We start from the raw sequence: 16137 nt of genomic DNA, 5'->3' as shown, positions 1-16137 counted from the left end.
AATTTCGGTCAGGTAATGAGCCGGGTTTTCCTCATTCCAGGGCCCCCGGTGACAAATCTGTCGGTTATTTCCTTTCATTCTAAACCCACCATGCTCAGTCAGCCAATAGGCCAGTGAACGATAGACCCCGGCAATATTTTCGGCGGAATTTGCTCCACCGAATACAGGCGATAGCCAGTAAAAGGATCTGTCTTCGCCGGTTTTAACAAGTTGTTTTCGTCATAATAACGGAGCATCCGAATCGATACCTGGGTTAGCTTAGAAAACTCACCAATTTTAAACATTTCTACCTCTTATCATCTGCTTTGATTCTGGTGACTATCTATACAAACACCATTTGGATCAACACCATGTAGACCAGCGTTCCCCCGCCGATACTAAGCAGATTATTACGCTTCCAAATGTGCAACAGCGCCACAATGGCAACTGCTATAAACTCGGGAAAACCATGTGGTGCCACCATCACACTGACTCCTTTTAAACAATAAACCACCAGAATGGCAATAACCGCTGGCGGCAGCAGATCGCCCAGGGTTTTAACCAGGGCTGGTACTTCCTTTCCGCCGCCAAACAGGGCAAAGGGCAGAAAGCGGGTCAGGAAGGTGCATGCGGCCACCACCAGAATTACCAATAACGGCGTTAAAAATTCTGTACTCATTGACACACCTCCTGATTCTCGCCGATTTTAATGCTGTTTTTAAAAACCAGCAACAAGCATACCGCCGCAATCAGCGCTGGCAGAATAAAAGCGCCAGGTCCAAAGATAACAAGCGATGCCACCCCACAAATCGTCCCCAGCAGGGCCGGTAAATGGGATTGATAACTGTACCACTGCTCAATAAAAATTACCACAAACAGAGCCGTCATGGCAAAATCAATGCCGGTAGTATCAAAGCCGATGAAGCTGCCGATGACTGCCCCAAGGGTACAGCCAATAATCCAGTAGCTCTGATCCAGGGCCGCTACCGTAAAAAACACCTGTTTTTCATTCAGTTCCTTGGGAATATTCATCCCACAAAGTAGCGAATAGGTTTCGTCAGTCAGCGAAAAAATCATATACCAGCCCCATTTTCCCATTGCTTTGAATTTCTCAATAAAGGATAATCCATAAAAAATATGACGGCTCTGCACCGACAGGGTCAGGACGATCATCGACAACAAGCCCATGCCGCCGCCCAGCATTCCGATCAACACAAATTGCATCGAACCAGCGTATATAATCAGACTGATAAAGAATGCCCAGATGAAATTGTATCCGGCTTTTTCCAGCAGAATGCCGAAGGCGATGCCCATGAAAACATAGCCGAAAAGAACTGGCAGGGTTTGAATAAATGCATATTTTAAGGTCTCTTTAAATGCTTCTTTTTTCTTGGTTGTATTCAATTTTCTGCTCCTTATCTTAATTTTCCTTAAGTTACTGAACTATTATAGCATAAATTTTTGTGTTAATGCTTTTCAAAAGTTTTTTACCTTGCATAATTCTGCTCTTTGTTTATAATATGTTTACTTAAGTAAATTAACTATTATGGTGATTAACTGTTATCTCAGTTAATCATTAATCTGCGAAAGGAGTTATCATTGAATTTAAATGGACACGATCTTTTTAAGGCATTTCATCGCATTAAAAAATCAAGCATGGGGCGGATTCATAAAGAATTTATGCAGGATCTCAAACCCCATGAGTTTTTTATGTTAAAAACCCTTAAAAAAATGTATGACGAGGAACAAAAAACAGCCCTGACTAATAATCTTCCGCTGGCCCCCGGGGTTAAAATTTCCCAGCTCAGTCGAGAAACCGCCATTTCCATGCCTGGCGTTTCTCAAACCATCTCGACGTTGGAAAAACATGGCTATGTGGAGCGGATTGCCTCCAGCAAGGATCGCCGCCTGGTTTATGTAAACCTCACTGCCGCTGGCCGTCAGTTGGAAACCGATGTATCAAAATCCTGCTTCCAAATCTATGACGAAGCCGCCACCTTACTGGGCGAAGAAGATGCCCAGGCGCTGGTGCTTTTATTAGACAAATTAGCGGTCGCCTTTGATCAGATTGATCAAAAACAATGCGGCCTGAAACAAAAAGACCAAGCAGAAAGGAAAACAACATGATCAAGCTTTCACGCTATTTAAAACCCTATCTGGGGGTACTGTTCATTACCCTGGTGCTGCTTTTTGTGCAAGCGATATCCGATTTGAATCTGCCCAACTACATGTCCGATATTGTCAATGTCGGCATCCAGCAAAACGGGATCGAGCATGCCACCCCAGAAGCCATCAGTGAAGACGGCTATACCCTGATGACAACCTTTATGACTGCGGATGATCAGCAAACGGTAGCCGATAACTATCTGCTGATGAGCCCGGAGGATACCAGTAATCCCAATTATGAGAGCACCCTGGAAAAATTTCCGGCATTGGAAACCGAGAGTATCTATGTGCTGACCGATCCGACTGCGGAAACCTTTGACACGCTAGACCCCATTTTTGGCGAAGCTACCTGGACATTTATTAATTACATGCGTTCGCTGGATACCGGAGCCGCCGATGCCAGCGCCTCCGAAAGCATGACAGACCTGGATTTTACCCAGATTTATGCAGCTCTGCCAATGCTGACGCAGTTGCCTTCATCAACCTTTGATGAGGCCCGGGAACAAGCTGCCCAAACTCCAGAATCGATGCAGATTCAAACCGCCGTTCAATTCACCAAACAATTCTATATTGAACTGGGTGTCGATGTTGGTGCCATACAAAATCTTTATATCTTAAAAATTGGTGCACTGATGCTGCTGTTATCGTTAATTGCCGCTCTGGCATCAATTTTAATCGGCTTCTTTTCAGCCCGCATCGCTGCCGGGGTTTCCCAAAACCTCCGCCAGGATGTTTTTAGAAAAGTTCAGTGCTTCTCGAATACCGAATTTGATAAATTCTCAACCGCCTCACTAATCACCCGAAACACCAATGACATCACCCAAATCCAGACGATGCTGATTATGGGCATCCGGATTCTCATCTATTCACCGATTTTGGCCATTGGCGGAATTATTATGGCACTGCGCCGAACCACCTCGATGGGTTGGATTATCGTTGTCGCTGTCGTGGCGATTATGCTACTTATTGGGGTCGTTTTTACCGTCGCCATGCCCCGTTTCAAACTGATTCAGAAACTGGTTGATAAACTGAATCTGGTCACCCGGGAAAGCCTGACCGGCTTGATGGTCGTCCGCGCTTTCGGCAACCAGAAATTTGAAGAAAACCGTTTTGATGCGGTCAATAAGGACACCACTGCCAATAATCTCTTTGTCAACCGGGTGATGGTCTTTATGATGCCAACGATGATGTTTATCATGAATGGTGTGACCCTCCTGGTTGTCTGGGTCGGTGCCCAGCAAATCGCTGATGCCGCCATGCAGGTTGGTGATATGATGGCCTTTATGCAGTACACCATGCAGATTATCTTCTCCTTCCTGATGATGTCAATGATGTTTATCATGATTCCCCGGGCGGCCGTTTCCGGCGATCGGATTCAGGAAGTGCTGGCGGTTAAACCCAGCATTGTCGATCCGGCTACCCCCAAAGAACTGCCGATGAACGCCCAGACCACCCTCGAATTTGACCACGTCTCTTTCCGCTATGAAGGCGCTGAGGAAGATGTCCTTCATGATATCAGCTTTGCAGCTAAGCCCGGCGAAACCACGGCCTTTATCGGGTCTACCGGTTCGGGTAAATCAACCCTGATCAATCTGATTCCCCGCTTCTTTGATGTGACTGCTGGTGCAGTCAAAATTGATGGTCTGGACATCCGGGAAGTTACCCAACATGATCTGCGGGAAAAGATTGGTTACATTCCCCAAAAAGGGGTGCTTTTTTCGGGTACGATCGCTTCTAATCTGCGCTATGGCAATCAAAATGCCAGTGATGACGATCTGGCCCTTGCGGCTCAGGTTGCTCAGGCCTCCGACTTTATCGAAGGCAGTCCTGATGGTTTCGAGCGGGAAATCGCCCAGGGTGGCAGCAATGTTTCCGGCGGTCAGAAGCAACGATTATCAATTGCCCGGGCGCTGGTGCGCAAACCGGATATCTATATTTTTGATGATAGCTTCTCGGCTTTGGATTATAAAACCGATGTGGCTCTGCGCCGGGCTTTAAAAGAATACACCGGTAACAGTACGGTGCTGATTGTCGCCCAACGAATCAACACCATTATGCATGCGGAGCAGATCATCGTTCTGGATCATGGCCGAATCGTTGGCAAGGGCACCCATCATGAACTTTTAAAAAGCTGTGCCACCTACCAGGAAATTGCATCCTCACAATTATCAGAGGAGGAACTAAACATATGAGCGATCAAAATAATCTCAAAACACCAAAACGCGGCCCCATGGGCGGCGGCGGAATGGGCCGGGGCCCCGGTGGCCCCGCTGGCATGATGCCCGGCGAAAAAGCCAAGGATTTTAAGGGTAGCCTTAAAAAACTGGCCCGTTATCTGTCGGTCTATAAAATCAGACTCTTCTTTGTGCTGATCTTCGCCGTTGCCTCGACGGTCTTTATGATTGTTGGACCAAAAATTCTGGGTAATGCCACCACGGCTCTTTTTGAAGGGGTTATGAATCTGATTGCCGATAATGGCAAGGGCATTGACTTTGGCTATATCAGTCAGATTCTGCTGCTGCTCCTTGGTCTCTACGTCATTGCGGCGCTGTTTTCCTATATACAGGGCTATATCATGACCGGCATTTCGATGAAAGTCACCTATGAATTGCGACGCAATATTTTTGCCAAAATTAATCGTCTGCCCTTTAAATATTTTGACAAAACCAGCTATGGCGAAGTGCTCTCCTTTCTGACCAACGATATTGAAACGGTCAATCAGACCCTGAACCAGAGCGTCACCCAGATCATTACCTCCGTGGCGACTCTGGTGGGTATACTGATCATGATGTTTTCAATCAGCTGGCAAATGACCATTGTGGCGCTGCTGATCGTACCGATCTCATTTGTGGTGGTGGTAAACATTGTTAAAAAATCCCAGCCTCATTTCAGTGAACAGCAAACCTATCTGGGCCACATTAACGGCCATGTCGAAGAAATGTACGGTGGCCACAACGTCGTTAAGGCTTTTAACGGTGAAGAAGCTTCTTTTGAAACATTTGACCATTATAACACCACCCTTTACAGCTCAGCCTGGAAGTCCCAGTTTTTATCGGGACTGATGATGCCAATGATGAATTTTATTGGTAACCTGGGCTATGTGGCGGTTTGTATCCTCGGCGGTTATCTGGCCGTGAATGGTCGCTTAAGCGTTGGTGATATCCAGGCTTTTATCCAATATGTCCGCCAGTTTACCCAGCCAATTATGCAGATTGCCAATATCTCAAACATTCTGCAACAAACCACCGCTGCCGCCGAACGGGTCTTCGCCTTTCTGGATGAAGCGGAAGAAGTGGAAGAAAGCACTACGGCTTTTGATCTGGCAAGCGTTTCTGGTCAGGTCGACTTCGACCACGTGAACTTTGGTTATCATCCCGAAAAACCAGTTATCAAAGACTTTTCGGCCCACATTAAAGAGGGTCAGAAGGTCGCCATTGTTGGCCCTACCGGCGCTGGCAAAACCACCATTGTCAAACTGCTGATGCGTTTTTACGATGTCGAATCCGGGGCCATCCTGGTGGACGGCCACAATATTGTAGACTTCAGCCGGGGTGATCTGCGCAGCCTCTTTGGGATGGTCCTTCAGGATACCTGGCTTTACAATGCCAGCATCCGGGACAATATCAAATACGGTCGTCTCGATGCCACAGATACCGAGGTGGAAGCGGCAGCCAAAGCCGCCCAGGTGGATTATTTTGTCCACACTCTACCGGATGGCTATAACATGTGCTTAAATGAAGAAGCCAGCAATGTCTCTCAGGGTCAGAAACAGCTTTTGACCATTGCCCGGGCCATTTTAGCTGATCCGAAAATCCTGATTCTTGATGAAGCCACCAGCTCGGTGGATACCCGTACTGAAGTGCTGATTCAGAAAGCCATGGATAACCTGATGGAAGGGCGAACCAGCTTTGTCATCGCCCACCGCTTATCGACCATTAAAAATGCCGATCTGATTCTGGTAATGAATGAAGGTGATATCGTGGAACAGGGCAACCATTACGATCTGCTGGCTGAAAATGGCTTTTATGCCAAGCTTTATAATTCGCAGTTTGAAAAAGCCGAAGAGCTGGAAAACGAATTGGCCGAAGATTTATTGGCGGTTAATCCGCTACTTAGCTAATTCATCTCACCGATTCTTTCAAATAACAGGGAGCTGTCCGGGTCGACATACCGATCCGAACAGCTCCCTGTTTTAATGTAACGTTTTTTAGTTTCCCTGATCAATCGCAATCGCTTCGATTTCTTTGCGAATTGACAAAAAGGCATCAACCAGGATCGGATCAAATTGCAGGCCCCGTTCGTTTTTGATAATGTCAAAGGCCGTATCAAAATCATAGATCTCTTTATAGGGCCGAGCCGACGTCAGGGCATCAAAGACATCGGCAATGGCCATAATCCGGGCGCTCAGAGGAATCGCTTCGCCCGATAAAGCATCCGGATAGCCCCCGCCAATCCAGCGCTCATGATGATACCTGGCAACCTCGCAAACCATCTTATAATAATCTACATCCTCAATTTTTGACAGGGCATTTTCTAAAATCTTCTGTCCATTTTCGGCATGTTTTTTCATCAGTATCCATTCTGCTTCTGTCAGTTTTCCCGGCTTATTCAAGATACTGTCAGAAACCATAATTTTCCCCACATCATGCAGCGGTGCCGCCGCATAGAGCAGCCGGATAAAGTGTTCATTAACGGTCTCCGGATAATCGCCATTTTGAAGCAGTACTGCCGCAATTTTTTCGGCGTAAAGACTGGTTCGGCGGACATGTTCCCCGGTGATGGTATCCCGGATTTCGATAATATTGGCAAAACTGATGATGACCTGTTCCTGAATCTCTTTTATTTGGGCGGTTTTCTGCACCACTTCCTGCTGTAGATCTTGTTGGTAATTAAGGATCAGTTCTTTGCGTTTTTCCGCTTCCGTGACATCCTGATACCAGATCACATAGCCGCGGATCTGGCTGTTGCGGCGGATCGTTCTGATCCGCGGTTCATAAATCCGGCTTTCACGATAGCATAAACTGGTTTCTTGCGCTCTGAGGATCTGATCGAGATCCGGGGAGATCTCCGCCAGACCGGTGTCTTTTTTGGCTTTGGCAAAATCCGGAAACAGTACAATGGCCTGTTCATTGACTTCTTTGTACTGGTAATTGTGATCAACCACGATGATGGCATCATCCATCGAATCAATGATCAATTGTTTGGCGGTATCGTTGATATCATAAATCTTGAGTCGATAGATCAGCACAATCAATAAGAGCTCGGAAATCAAAATGCCAATGGCTGCTATCTCAATTTGAATTGGCAGATATAATTTGCTCAGATGAATAGCTGCCGGAATTAAAGGTACCGCCACCAGAAGCAATGGCTCCCACCATTCCTTGTCTTTCCGTTTGCGACTTTGATCGATCACCACCACAATCAGCCCCACGACCACAGCTGCTTCCATGATCATGTAGATGGTATGAAGAATGCCATATTCTTTAAGCAGCACCGGCACACCGGTTTTATAAACAAAGGCATAGCTCTGATAAAACCAGTGGTGCAGATCCATCGTCAGGGTCGCCCCAATTAACAGCAGACAAAGCAGGCCAAAGAGCGGAAAAAAAAGGATTGGTGCCTTAATCTTATAATAACGGACAAAAAACAGGACGAACAGAAAATAAAGACTACAGCCACCCAAATACATCAGTTTGTCAGCAATTATGATGGCTTCGGCCGAATTGGCCTGAATCCCCAACCAATATCCCAGCGATATTAAAAACGCAAAAAAAGCAATCAGGAGCATCAGCTTCTGCTCATCGGACGGTTTTTGAAGCGCCACACCGATAATACAGATGATTGAAATAACCAGTCCAATGGAATATAAAAGAAACAGCGAATCATAGATTGTCATATCAGCCAACATCCTTTATTGTAATCGAAATAAAACTAATTTCATGATATATTATTTTTTTGTGAACTTCAATAGAATTTATTACTAAATCCCTGCGCATCTTAAAAAGAGCTGTCTTTCTGACCTTTTTTGCTGCTGCTGACAACGTAAAAAAGCCAGTCTCCGACCTTTAAGCAAACTGTTTCAACAGCAAAGCCGTTGGAACGTCTACTTAGGCATCGAGGACTGACTGATATGTGACTGTTTATTGAGGCAGTCTGACCAAAAAACGACTGCCTTTTCCCGGCTCACTCTCCACCCCGATGGTGCCCCCGTGAAGCGTCACAATCCGCTGGGAAATGGTGAGTCCCAGACCGGTTCCAGGCGTACTGCGGGATTGATCGGCCTTATAAAAGCGATCAAAGATCTTTTTCTGGTCTTCCTTAGCGATACCCTTTCCGGTATCGGCTATTTCGATAACCACTTCTTTGGCGGTTTTGTGCAGCGCAATGCTGATGTGACCAGCTGTCGGGCCATGGTTAATGGCATTGGTCAACAGATTGATAATAACCATCGCCATCAGCTCGGGATCACCCTGGTAGATTGTATCATCCAACTGGATATCCAAATCGATATTTTTAGCTTCCCACTTTTCCTGTAGCAGCAAGATCACCCGCCGGATGGCTTCATCCAGGGCAAAGGCTTCTTTTCTCAAACCCAGAACCCCATTCTCCAGCTCCGAGAGTTTTAACACATTAGCTGATAGTTTCCATAGCCGGTCACTTTCGTCGACAATAATATCAATATATTCCTGCCGCTGGGTTTCCAAAAGATCGGGATCTTTTAAAAGCTTGCCAAAGCCTTTAATCGAAGCGATGGGGGTTTTAAACTCATGGGACACGTTACTGACAAAATCTCGATGGATATAGTCATTACGGGAAAGGGCAGCCGTCATGATATTAAAATTTTGCGCCAGCACGGCCAGTTCATCCTTTCCTCTAACCGTTAGCCTGACATCAAAGTCACCATTGGCTACTTTTTTTGTAGCCTCAGAAACCGCTTTAATCGGTCTGGCAATCATCGCAACCGCAATGACAATCAGCACCGATCCGATCAACAAGGTGACCAGCATGGTGGTGCGCTGAAGTTCCATAAAGCCAGCAATTTGATTTTTTTCCAGATTCGGCCGACTGACCACATAGCCATCCGCCAGTTTTCCCAATGCCATTGGTAAATCCTGGGCCTGGTGGGTATTCAGATAGACGATCTCCCCGGCTTCGATTTTTTTTTGCTCCGCATCGGTTAAGGTTACCCCCACTTCATCCAAGCTGGCAACAATCCGGGACACCACAATGCCCTGGCTATATAAATTGACAATGACATCATCCCCCAACTTTTCCTGATTAAGAATCTGAACTGCCTGGGCCTGATTGACCAGTTCTACCCGGAGCTGTTCGAGAATATTGCCCAGTTGTGACCAGTAAATCACGCCAAAGGTGAGGGTCGAGGAGAAAAAAAGCACCCCTAAAAAGGTCACCAGAAATTTTGTATAAATTGAATGAAAAATTTTATTTTTCATATAACTCCTTAGTCTCCACTATAAAACCCGGGACTTATATCCCAGGCCCTTAACGGTGATGATTTCGAAATCCTGATTGTGTTCCAGTTTTTCCCATAACCGTTTGATATGAACATCCACCGTGCGGTGATCACTTTCACTTTCATAGCCCCATATTTCATCCATAATCTGAGCCCGGGTAAAAATCCGGTTCGGTGCCGATAATAGTTTAAACAGCAACAGAAACTCTTTTTTAGGGAGGGTGATGGTTTCATCCCCGATGCTTAAGGTCAAGGCTTCATAATCCAGAACTGTTTTTCCCACCACCAGCCGCTGTTCATTGGCAATTTTGGCTCGCCGTAATAAGGCAAAGACCCGCAGCAGCATTTCATCCATGTCCACCGGCTTAACCATATAATCATCAGTTCCGGCTTTAAAACCGGATTTTTTATCATCGATGCTTTCCCGGGCGGTGATCATCAGGATCGGCAGCTCCAGGCCGCCGTCCCGCAGGGTTTTGGTTAAGGCATGACCATCCATGTGGGGCATCATCACATCGGTGATCAGCAGATCAATGTGGTTTTTTTCCAGTGCATCCAAGGCCATAACTCCATCAATCGCTTCAAACACCGAATAACCTTCTTTCTCCAGAACATCCCGAAACAGTCGGCGAATATGGTTATCATCCTCACAAATCAAAATACGAAACATTTCTTTCTCCTGTTTTTCTCCTAAATACTGCGCAGGGCATCAATCGGGTTGAGTCGGGACGCCTTGCGGGCTGGCATGAAGCCAAAAACAACGCCGATGGCAGCGGAAAAGCCGATTGCCAATAAAACGGTGGAAGCCGTCAGAGCAAAACTGGTTCCAATCAGGTTGGCCACGACCCAGGCCAGAATGACCCCCAGCCCAAAGCCGATGATGCCACCAATCAGACAAAGCACCACTGATTCAATTAGAAACTGGAGCTGAATCTGCTTCGGCTCTGCTCCCAGGGCCTTGCGCAAGCCGATTTCGCTGGTTCGTTCAGTGACCGAAACCAGCATCATGTTCATAATTCCAATCCCCCCGACGACCAGCGAAATTGAGGCGATGCCACCCAGCATCATCGACAGAATACTGGTCATTTCTGCTATGGTCTCTAGAATACTCTGCATGTTTACAATCGAGTAGCCATCATCATCACCGTTAAAAGCTTTGGTTAAAACCCCTTCAATTTGCCGGGTGGTCGTGTCCGCCAGAGCCTCATCAGCAATGTAAACAGTCAAGCTGTTAATGTACTTGGCGCCAACGACCCCCATAGCGGTGGTGTAGGGAATCATCACTGCCTTATTGGTATCCGCCTGAGCAAAGCTGTCCGATTCCTGTAAGATGCCAATGACCTGATAGGTAATGCCGCCGATTTTTATTTCCTGGCCAATGGGGTTTTTCCCGACATAAAGTTCGTTGGCAATATCATTTCCAATTAAAGCCACCCGGCTTTTATTTTCAGTGTCAACAGGATTAATGATTCGCCCAGCCGAAATGACATCTTCAGTGTTTTGAAAGTAAACATCATTTTTTCCCTGGAGGCTGATCTCATCCATGGTCTTGCCGTCGAAAGCCACCGTCGTTTGGCCGGAAATGGTCGGGGCAATTCCTTCAATATTTGAAAGCTCAGAAATTTTAGTGACATCCCCCTGGGTCAGTCCCTGTTTCAGCGGTGTTCCCTGAACCTGAATGGTCACCGTATTAGCCCCCATTGAGGCCACCTGATCGGTAACGGTGCTGGTCGCTCCCGAGACAATGGTAATCAGGGCAATCACCGATCCCACCCCGATAATAATCCCCAGCATGGTGAGAAAGGAGCGCATTTTATTGCTGATGATATTTTCTAACGCCATTTTAATACTTTCCTTAAGCATTGTATACCCCCTCGCTGAGATTCCCATCAACAATCCGCACAATCCGGCTACCATTTTTAGCGACATCGCCATCATGGGTAATCATCACAATGGTTTTTCCTTCCTGATACAGTTCTTTAAACAGTTCCATAATCTGATGACCGGTCTGTTGATCCAGGGCGCCGGTGGGTTCATCGGCCAGCAAAATGGTTGGTTCAGTCACCAGCGCCCGGGCAATGGCCACCCGCTGCTGCTGACCGCCGGATAACTGATTGGGCCGGTTTTTCATTTTTTCGGCCAGTCCCACCCGTTTTAAAATATCGGCACTGCGGAGCTGTCGTTCTTTCTCCGGGACACCAGCATAAATCAATGGCAGCTCGACATTTTTCTGGGCTGATAGTCGGGGCAATAGTTGGAACTGCTGAAAGATAAAGCCGATTTCCCGGTTACGGATATGCGAAAGCGCCGTCTCCGGCAGATCCTCAATCCGTTCTCCGGACAGATAATAGCTGCCACTGGTGGGTACATCCAGACAACCAATAATGTTCATCAAGGTGGATTTGCCCGAGCCCGATGGGCCCAGCACCGATAAAAAATCACCCCGATTGATTTTTAGATCAATGCCTTTTAGAACCACCTGCTCCTCATCACCCATGGTATACGTTTTAACGAGATTTTTCATTTCCAGAATTTTTTCTTTCATCAGATTCCACCGTCGCTTTCTGGTCGCTGGAAGGTTGTTGCCTCGGTGACGTCCAGGATGGGCACACAAACCACCTCATTCTCGCTTAAACCGGTGATGATTTGAATGTTAATGCCATCGGTAATCCCGGTAGTTACCGGGCGCTGCTCGGGATCCGTTGACTCGCCCTTGACCAGCACATAAGTCATATTATCCTCCCCAAATAAAATAGCCGTCACCGGAACCATCACGGCATTTTCGACCTGCTCTTTTACAATAACCACCTCTGCATTCATGCCAATGCGAATTTGCGGATCCCCTAAAAAATCTACAATCGCAGTAAAATAAGCGACCCCATTTTCATTTTTAGCTTCCCGGCTTATTTCACTGACAGTGCCCGGAACACTACGCCCGATGCTGTCAATATTAATGGTAACCGGAGCCCCAACGCTCAGCGTTGACAACTGATACTCGTCGACTTTGATGCTTAACTGAAGGTTATTAAAATCAACGATTTCCATAATTTTCTCCCCGGCAGCCACCGTATCATCGACCTCATAAAAAATATCGGCGACTTCTCCAGCCACAGATGATGTGACGATATCCCCAGTGACGGGTTCATAAAGATCAGTGTCTTCAGCAATCAGTTCGCCTTCGCTGACATATAGCTCACTTATTTCCAGGGTACTGGTCGCAACAATCGCTTCCCGGGACTGACTCTCAATGACCCCTGTAAAACGGTTGTCATTAATAATATTACCCACTGTAACGGTGGTTTTTGTGTACTGAGTCGTTGCCGAATCTGCCAGTACCTGATAGCCCAAAAATCCTCCGCCAATCATCAACACCCCAATGATACTACCAATCACAATTTTCTTTGTACTTCCTTTTTTCACGTCGATCCTCCACTTACTGAATTTATTTAGTATCGGCATTCTAACCAATCAATATGAATTAAAAATGAACCCATTGATTTTATTTTTTGTTGTTTATTACAGTTTTTGGGTATCTATATGTTAATAAAAGAAATTAAAGGAGGATGTGACAATGTTAGATGATAAATTAGATATGATGGAAGAAAAGATACCCGATGATAACACAGAAAAAAAACCCTTTTATTACTCTAAGTGGTGGTTGTTATTGTGGTGCCTTCTGCTTTGGCCAATTGGATTGCTAATGGTTTGGGGCTATTACGCCAACATGCATAAAAATGAAATGCCCCGAACTCGACTGATCAAAGATAATTTAGAGGATATATAAGCCGAATAACCGATACAAACCTTTGAATAACCTTAAAATATTGATGATCTCGTTTTCAGGAAGTAGTCCCTATCCTTGATAAAAAGTCTGTTTCATGTTAAAATGAGACAACTTAAATGCGACGAACATAAACTCACACAACCACCATGAATAATCATTCCTGGTGGTTGTGTCATGATAAAAAAGCATTTATACTATATCAGGTAGTTATTTGAACCGAACAACACAACTTGTTTTCGGTTCTCAAAACGATCGATGTAACTGAATATAAAGGAGAAATTAAAGAGAGATGGTTTCACAAATTTTTACTCTGTTATTTATTTTAGGTATCCCGTTTTTTATTTATGGTATCTATTATCTCGGAATTGGCTTATTTGGATATACCAAACACAATAAATATACCCTCTCCCCTCCCAAAAACCGCATTGCTGTGGTGGTTGCCGCCTGAAATGAGGCTGCGGTTATTGGAAACCTCATCGAAAGTCTGCATCAGCAGGATTATCCCAAAGAACTGATGGATGTCTATGTGATTCCCAATAACTGCACTGACAATACCAGAGAAGTGGCCCTTGAACATGGTGCTAAAATCATGACCTGTACAGCAGAAGTCAAATCAAAAGGAGCTGCCCTTTCCCAGTTTTTTGATTATATTTTTGCCGAAAATGACATCTATGATGCTTTCTGCGTTTTCGATGCTGATAATCTGGTCGATAAGCACTTTGTTTCGACCATGAATAATGTTCTTGAATCAGGTGAAAAAATTGCCCAAGGCTACCGGGACAGCAAGAACCCGGATGATTCCTGGATTTCTGGTTGTCAGTCCGTGTTTTACTGGACCTTAAACCGCTTTATGAACCTGGCCCGTCACAAACTCGGCTGGTCAGCCACCTTAAATGGTACCGGATTTATGATGCATGCTGATGTCATCAAAAAAGAAGGATTTAAAACGTTCAGTCTGACTGAAGATATCGAATTTACCACCCAGTGCATTATTAAGGGCTACCGGGTTGCCTGGGTACCTGAAGCCATTACCTATGACGAGCACCCGATTGCCTTTGATCAATCCTGGTCCCAGCGTAAGCGTTGGTCGACTGGTACCATTCAATGTTTTAACCAGTATTCCCAACAGCTCATCGATGCCGTGATCAACGATAAAAACCGTTGTGCCCTGGATATGCTAATGTTTCTGGTTTCCCCCTTTATGCAGGTGCTGACCTGTATCTATACCATTTGTTCATTTATCATCCTGGGTATGCTCTTTGTCACCACCTCTGTCTGGTCCAACGCTTTAACCTTTGCCATCCTCTTTTCAGTTGGTGGTGTCATCTTCAGTGTGGTCTTTACCGCCATGGTATTATGGCTGGAAGGTAAAAAGATTCGTCAGATTAATAATGTTTCGGTTTTTTCTTTCTGGTTATATCTGGCTTCCTGGATTCCCATTAATGTTTTATGTTTTATCAAACCAATCGAAATCTGGGAACCCATCGAACATACCAAAAGTATTAAAATCTCACAATTAGTCGAATAAAAAACAAGGATGATCTTCGGATCATCCTTGTTTTTTTGCTGATAATTAATTTATGCTTCGTCCTTCGCTGCAGCTCCTTTTGTTGTTTCATCTAACACGACTCTTACCTGCTCATCATTCTGGGCTTCAATGGCTTCATCAATTTCTTCTGCTAGTGCTGATTCATCAAGGACTATCTCTATTTCCGTTTCATCTTTGATTATCCGTTCTTTTTTCGCAAGCACAATCAATAGTACCAAAGCTCCCAACAATCCCAGCAGAATAATCCAATAGCCGACTTCTAACTGCAGGGTAAATGCCAGGGCCACAAAATTTGCCTGACCACTGATATAGTTTGCAATAAAAGTTCCCACATCGCCAAAGGTACCCGTCAGTATCGCCCGTAAAGTCTCCATAATACCACTATTTACCTGACTGGCCAGACTACTGAGCTGTTCATTAATGCGGTTATTGGCAACAGCCGTACCAATTCCAACTCCTAAAAACAACACTGACAGAACCCCGGATATAAAAATTGACAGTTTAATACTGGCCCGTTTATACAGAATCAGTGCCATTAAACCAATGACAACAAGGAAAAGAATCAAGATTCCGCCATTAGCTGTGGCTTTATAGGAATCGATGGTGGCCATGGTCGCATTGACCTGATCCATGGACTGCCGGGCCGAAATGGTGATATCATTAACCTGGCTGGCAATGTTTCGGGCACTTTGGATGACATTCCATAAATCTTTGAGAATCCCATTGATCGCCTCGCCATTATTAAAACGGGTTATCACAATCTGTTGAACCTGAGGATCTACCAGGTAGTCCAACGCCGGACTTGCTAAGGCTTCGTTGATGCTACTGACATAGCCTTTATCAGGCAGTGGACTTCTTAAAATATCAAGCACCGAATGATCCAATACTTTGATATTTCCGAGGGGCACTCCATAGATCTCAAATTCGTCAATGGGTTCCTGCAGTACAAAGTCACTCAGCGAAAAATTGATCATATCATACTCCGGACTAATGACTTCCAAGGTATTAGTCATGATCCCGGTGACAGAAGCACTCATCTTTGCACTCATAAATGGCAAGAAAAAGCCAGCCAGAGCCAACAGTAGGCACAGCAAGGCTCCGGTTCGCAGCTTATTCTCCATAATCTTTGTTTTGATCCAGTCAAACCCATTCATAAACCACTCTTTTACTATCACTTTTTACCCC

14 protein-coding genes and 2 pseudogenes are annotated in these 16137 nt (G+C 45.4%); 6 read left to right on the top strand and 10 right to left on the bottom strand.

Features of this window, described 5'->3' with window-relative positions; translation table 11 throughout:
- Window positions 1–146 precede the first annotated feature (146 nt).
- The 3 genes and pseudogenes from CHL1_RS01230 to CHL1_RS01220 all read right to left on the bottom strand — a co-directional run.
- Window positions 147–284 (bottom strand): annotated as a pseudogene (locus CHL1_RS01230) (MerR family DNA-binding transcriptional regulator); the annotation flags it as partial.
- A 38-nt stretch (window positions 285–322) separates the two neighbouring features.
- Window positions 323–658 carry a branched-chain amino acid transporter permease gene (locus tag CHL1_RS01225; protein WP_070371582.1) on the bottom strand — a complete coding sequence of 112 codons (336 nt, stop codon included), beginning with the start codon at window positions 656–658 and terminating at the stop codon, window positions 323–325.
- A complete protein-coding gene (locus tag CHL1_RS01220; RefSeq protein WP_250934412.1) occupies window positions 655–1383 on the bottom strand; it encodes an AzlC family ABC transporter permease in 729 nt (242 codons plus the stop codon). The genes CHL1_RS01225 and CHL1_RS01220 overlap by 4 nt, the downstream gene beginning before the upstream one ends.
- 195 nt (window positions 1384–1578) lie before the next feature.
- Here CHL1_RS01220 and CHL1_RS01215 point away from each other — a divergent pair, with 195 nt between their 5' ends.
- From CHL1_RS01215 to CHL1_RS01205, 3 genes are read left to right on the top strand one after another with little or no spacing between them, the layout of a single operon-like run.
- A complete protein-coding gene (locus CHL1_RS01215) occupies window positions 1579–2106 on the top strand; it encodes a MarR family winged helix-turn-helix transcriptional regulator (protein WP_148636931.1) in 528 nt (175 codons plus the stop codon).
- Window positions 2103–4337 (top strand): ABC transporter ATP-binding protein, encoded by a 2235-nt coding sequence (locus tag CHL1_RS01210; RefSeq protein WP_250934411.1) that lies wholly within the window; start codon window positions 2103–2105, stop codon window positions 4335–4337. Before CHL1_RS01215 ends, CHL1_RS01210 begins: the two co-directional genes overlap by 4 nt.
- The gene (locus CHL1_RS01205; RefSeq protein ID WP_250934410.1) at window positions 4334–6265 is read left to right on the top strand and encodes an ABC transporter ATP-binding protein; all 1932 of its coding nucleotides are present in this window, start codon (window positions 4334–4336) and stop codon (window positions 6263–6265) included. Before CHL1_RS01210 ends, CHL1_RS01205 begins: the two co-directional genes overlap by 4 nt.
- Window positions 6266–6352: 87 nt before the next feature.
- Here the strand turns inward: CHL1_RS01205 and CHL1_RS01200 are convergent, their stop codons facing one another.
- The 6 genes from CHL1_RS01200 to CHL1_RS01175 form a co-directional block, all read right to left on the bottom strand.
- Window positions 6353–8041: an HD domain-containing phosphohydrolase gene (locus CHL1_RS01200; RefSeq protein ID WP_250934409.1), complete on the bottom strand. Its 1689-nt coding sequence runs from the start codon at window positions 8039–8041 to the stop codon at window positions 6353–6355.
- 244 nt (window positions 8042–8285) lie between these two features.
- A complete protein-coding gene (locus tag CHL1_RS01195; protein ID WP_250934408.1) occupies window positions 8286–9599 on the bottom strand; it encodes a sensor histidine kinase in 1314 nt (437 codons plus the stop codon).
- 18 nt (window positions 9600–9617) lie between these two features.
- Window positions 9618–10289, bottom strand: coding sequence for a response regulator transcription factor (locus tag CHL1_RS01190; protein WP_250934407.1), 672 nt, complete (start codon window positions 10287–10289; stop codon window positions 9618–9620).
- Window positions 10290–10309: 20 nt separating this feature from the next.
- Entirely contained in the window at window positions 10310–11482 is a 1173-nt protein-coding gene (locus CHL1_RS01185; RefSeq protein WP_148636926.1) for an ABC transporter permease, read from the bottom strand.
- On the bottom strand, window positions 11475–12164 hold the full coding sequence (locus CHL1_RS01180) for an ABC transporter ATP-binding protein (RefSeq protein WP_070371591.1): 690 nt from the start codon (window positions 12162–12164) through the stop codon (window positions 11475–11477). The genes CHL1_RS01185 and CHL1_RS01180 overlap by 8 nt, the downstream gene beginning before the upstream one ends.
- Window positions 12164–13039: an efflux RND transporter periplasmic adaptor subunit gene (locus tag CHL1_RS01175; protein ID WP_250934406.1), complete on the bottom strand. Its 876-nt coding sequence runs from the start codon at window positions 13037–13039 to the stop codon at window positions 12164–12166. The genes CHL1_RS01180 and CHL1_RS01175 overlap by 1 nt, the downstream gene beginning before the upstream one ends.
- A gap of 151 nt (window positions 13040–13190) precedes the next feature.
- On the opposite strand from CHL1_RS01175, the gene CHL1_RS01170 reads away from it, so the two are divergent.
- The 3 genes and pseudogenes from CHL1_RS01170 to CHL1_RS01160 form a co-directional block, all read left to right on the top strand.
- Window positions 13191–13403: a hypothetical protein gene (locus CHL1_RS01170; RefSeq protein WP_070371593.1), complete on the top strand. Its 213-nt coding sequence runs from the start codon at window positions 13191–13193 to the stop codon at window positions 13401–13403.
- 289 nt (window positions 13404–13692) lie between these two features.
- Window positions 13693–13851 (top strand): hypothetical protein, encoded by a 159-nt coding sequence (locus CHL1_RS01165; protein WP_250934405.1) that lies wholly within the window; start codon window positions 13693–13695, stop codon window positions 13849–13851.
- Between the two features lie 12 nt (window positions 13852–13863).
- Window positions 13864–14931 (top strand): annotated as a pseudogene (locus CHL1_RS01160) (glycosyltransferase family 2 protein); the annotation flags it as partial.
- Window positions 14932–14981: 50 nt separating this feature from the next.
- Here the strand turns inward: CHL1_RS01160 and CHL1_RS01155 are convergent.
- The gene (locus CHL1_RS01155; protein ID WP_250934404.1) at window positions 14982–16127 is read right to left on the bottom strand and encodes a hypothetical protein; all 1146 of its coding nucleotides are present in this window, start codon (window positions 16125–16127) and stop codon (window positions 14982–14984) included.
- Window positions 16128–16137: the final 10 nt, after the last annotated feature.

It is taken from the genome of Acetobacterium wieringae (assembly GCF_023700225.1).
In the GTDB taxonomy this organism is placed as follows: Bacteria; Bacillota; Clostridia; order Eubacteriales; family Eubacteriaceae; genus Acetobacterium; species Acetobacterium wieringae.
Note: the sequence above shows the minus strand (reverse complement) of the source record. Positions and strands in the feature narration are given on the sequence as shown.

Excerpts from the sequence above, each read along its gene's own strand:
- CHL1_RS01225 (WP_070371582.1), bottom strand. The coding sequence starts at position 658 with ATGAGTACAGAATTTTTAACGCCGTTATTGGTAATTCTGGTGGTGGCC.
- CHL1_RS01210 (WP_250934411.1), top strand. The coding sequence starts at position 2,103 with ATGATCAAGCTTTCACGCTATTTAAAACCCTATCTGGGGGTACTGTTC.
- CHL1_RS01205 (WP_250934410.1), top strand. The coding sequence starts at position 4,334 with ATGAGCGATCAAAATAATCTCAAAACACCAAAACGCGGCCCCATGGGC.
- CHL1_RS01200 (WP_250934409.1), bottom strand. The coding sequence starts at position 8,041 with ATGACAATCTATGATTCGCTGTTTCTTTTATATTCCATTGGACTGGTT.
- CHL1_RS01195 (WP_250934408.1), bottom strand. The coding sequence starts at position 9,599 with ATGAAAAATAAAATTTTTCATTCAATTTATACAAAATTTCTGGTGACC.
- CHL1_RS01190 (WP_250934407.1), bottom strand. The coding sequence starts at position 10,289 with ATGTTTCGTATTTTGATTTGTGAGGATGATAACCATATTCGCCGACTG.
- CHL1_RS01185 (WP_148636926.1), bottom strand. The coding sequence starts at position 11,482 with ATGCTTAAGGAAAGTATTAAAATGGCGTTAGAAAATATCATCAGCAAT.
- CHL1_RS01180 (WP_070371591.1), bottom strand. The coding sequence starts at position 12,164 with ATGAAAGAAAAAATTCTGGAAATGAAAAATCTCGTTAAAACGTATACC.
- CHL1_RS01170 (WP_070371593.1), top strand. The coding sequence starts at position 13,191 with ATGTTAGATGATAAATTAGATATGATGGAAGAAAAGATACCCGATGAT.
- CHL1_RS01165 (WP_250934405.1), top strand. The coding sequence starts at position 13,693 with ATGGTTTCACAAATTTTTACTCTGTTATTTATTTTAGGTATCCCGTTT.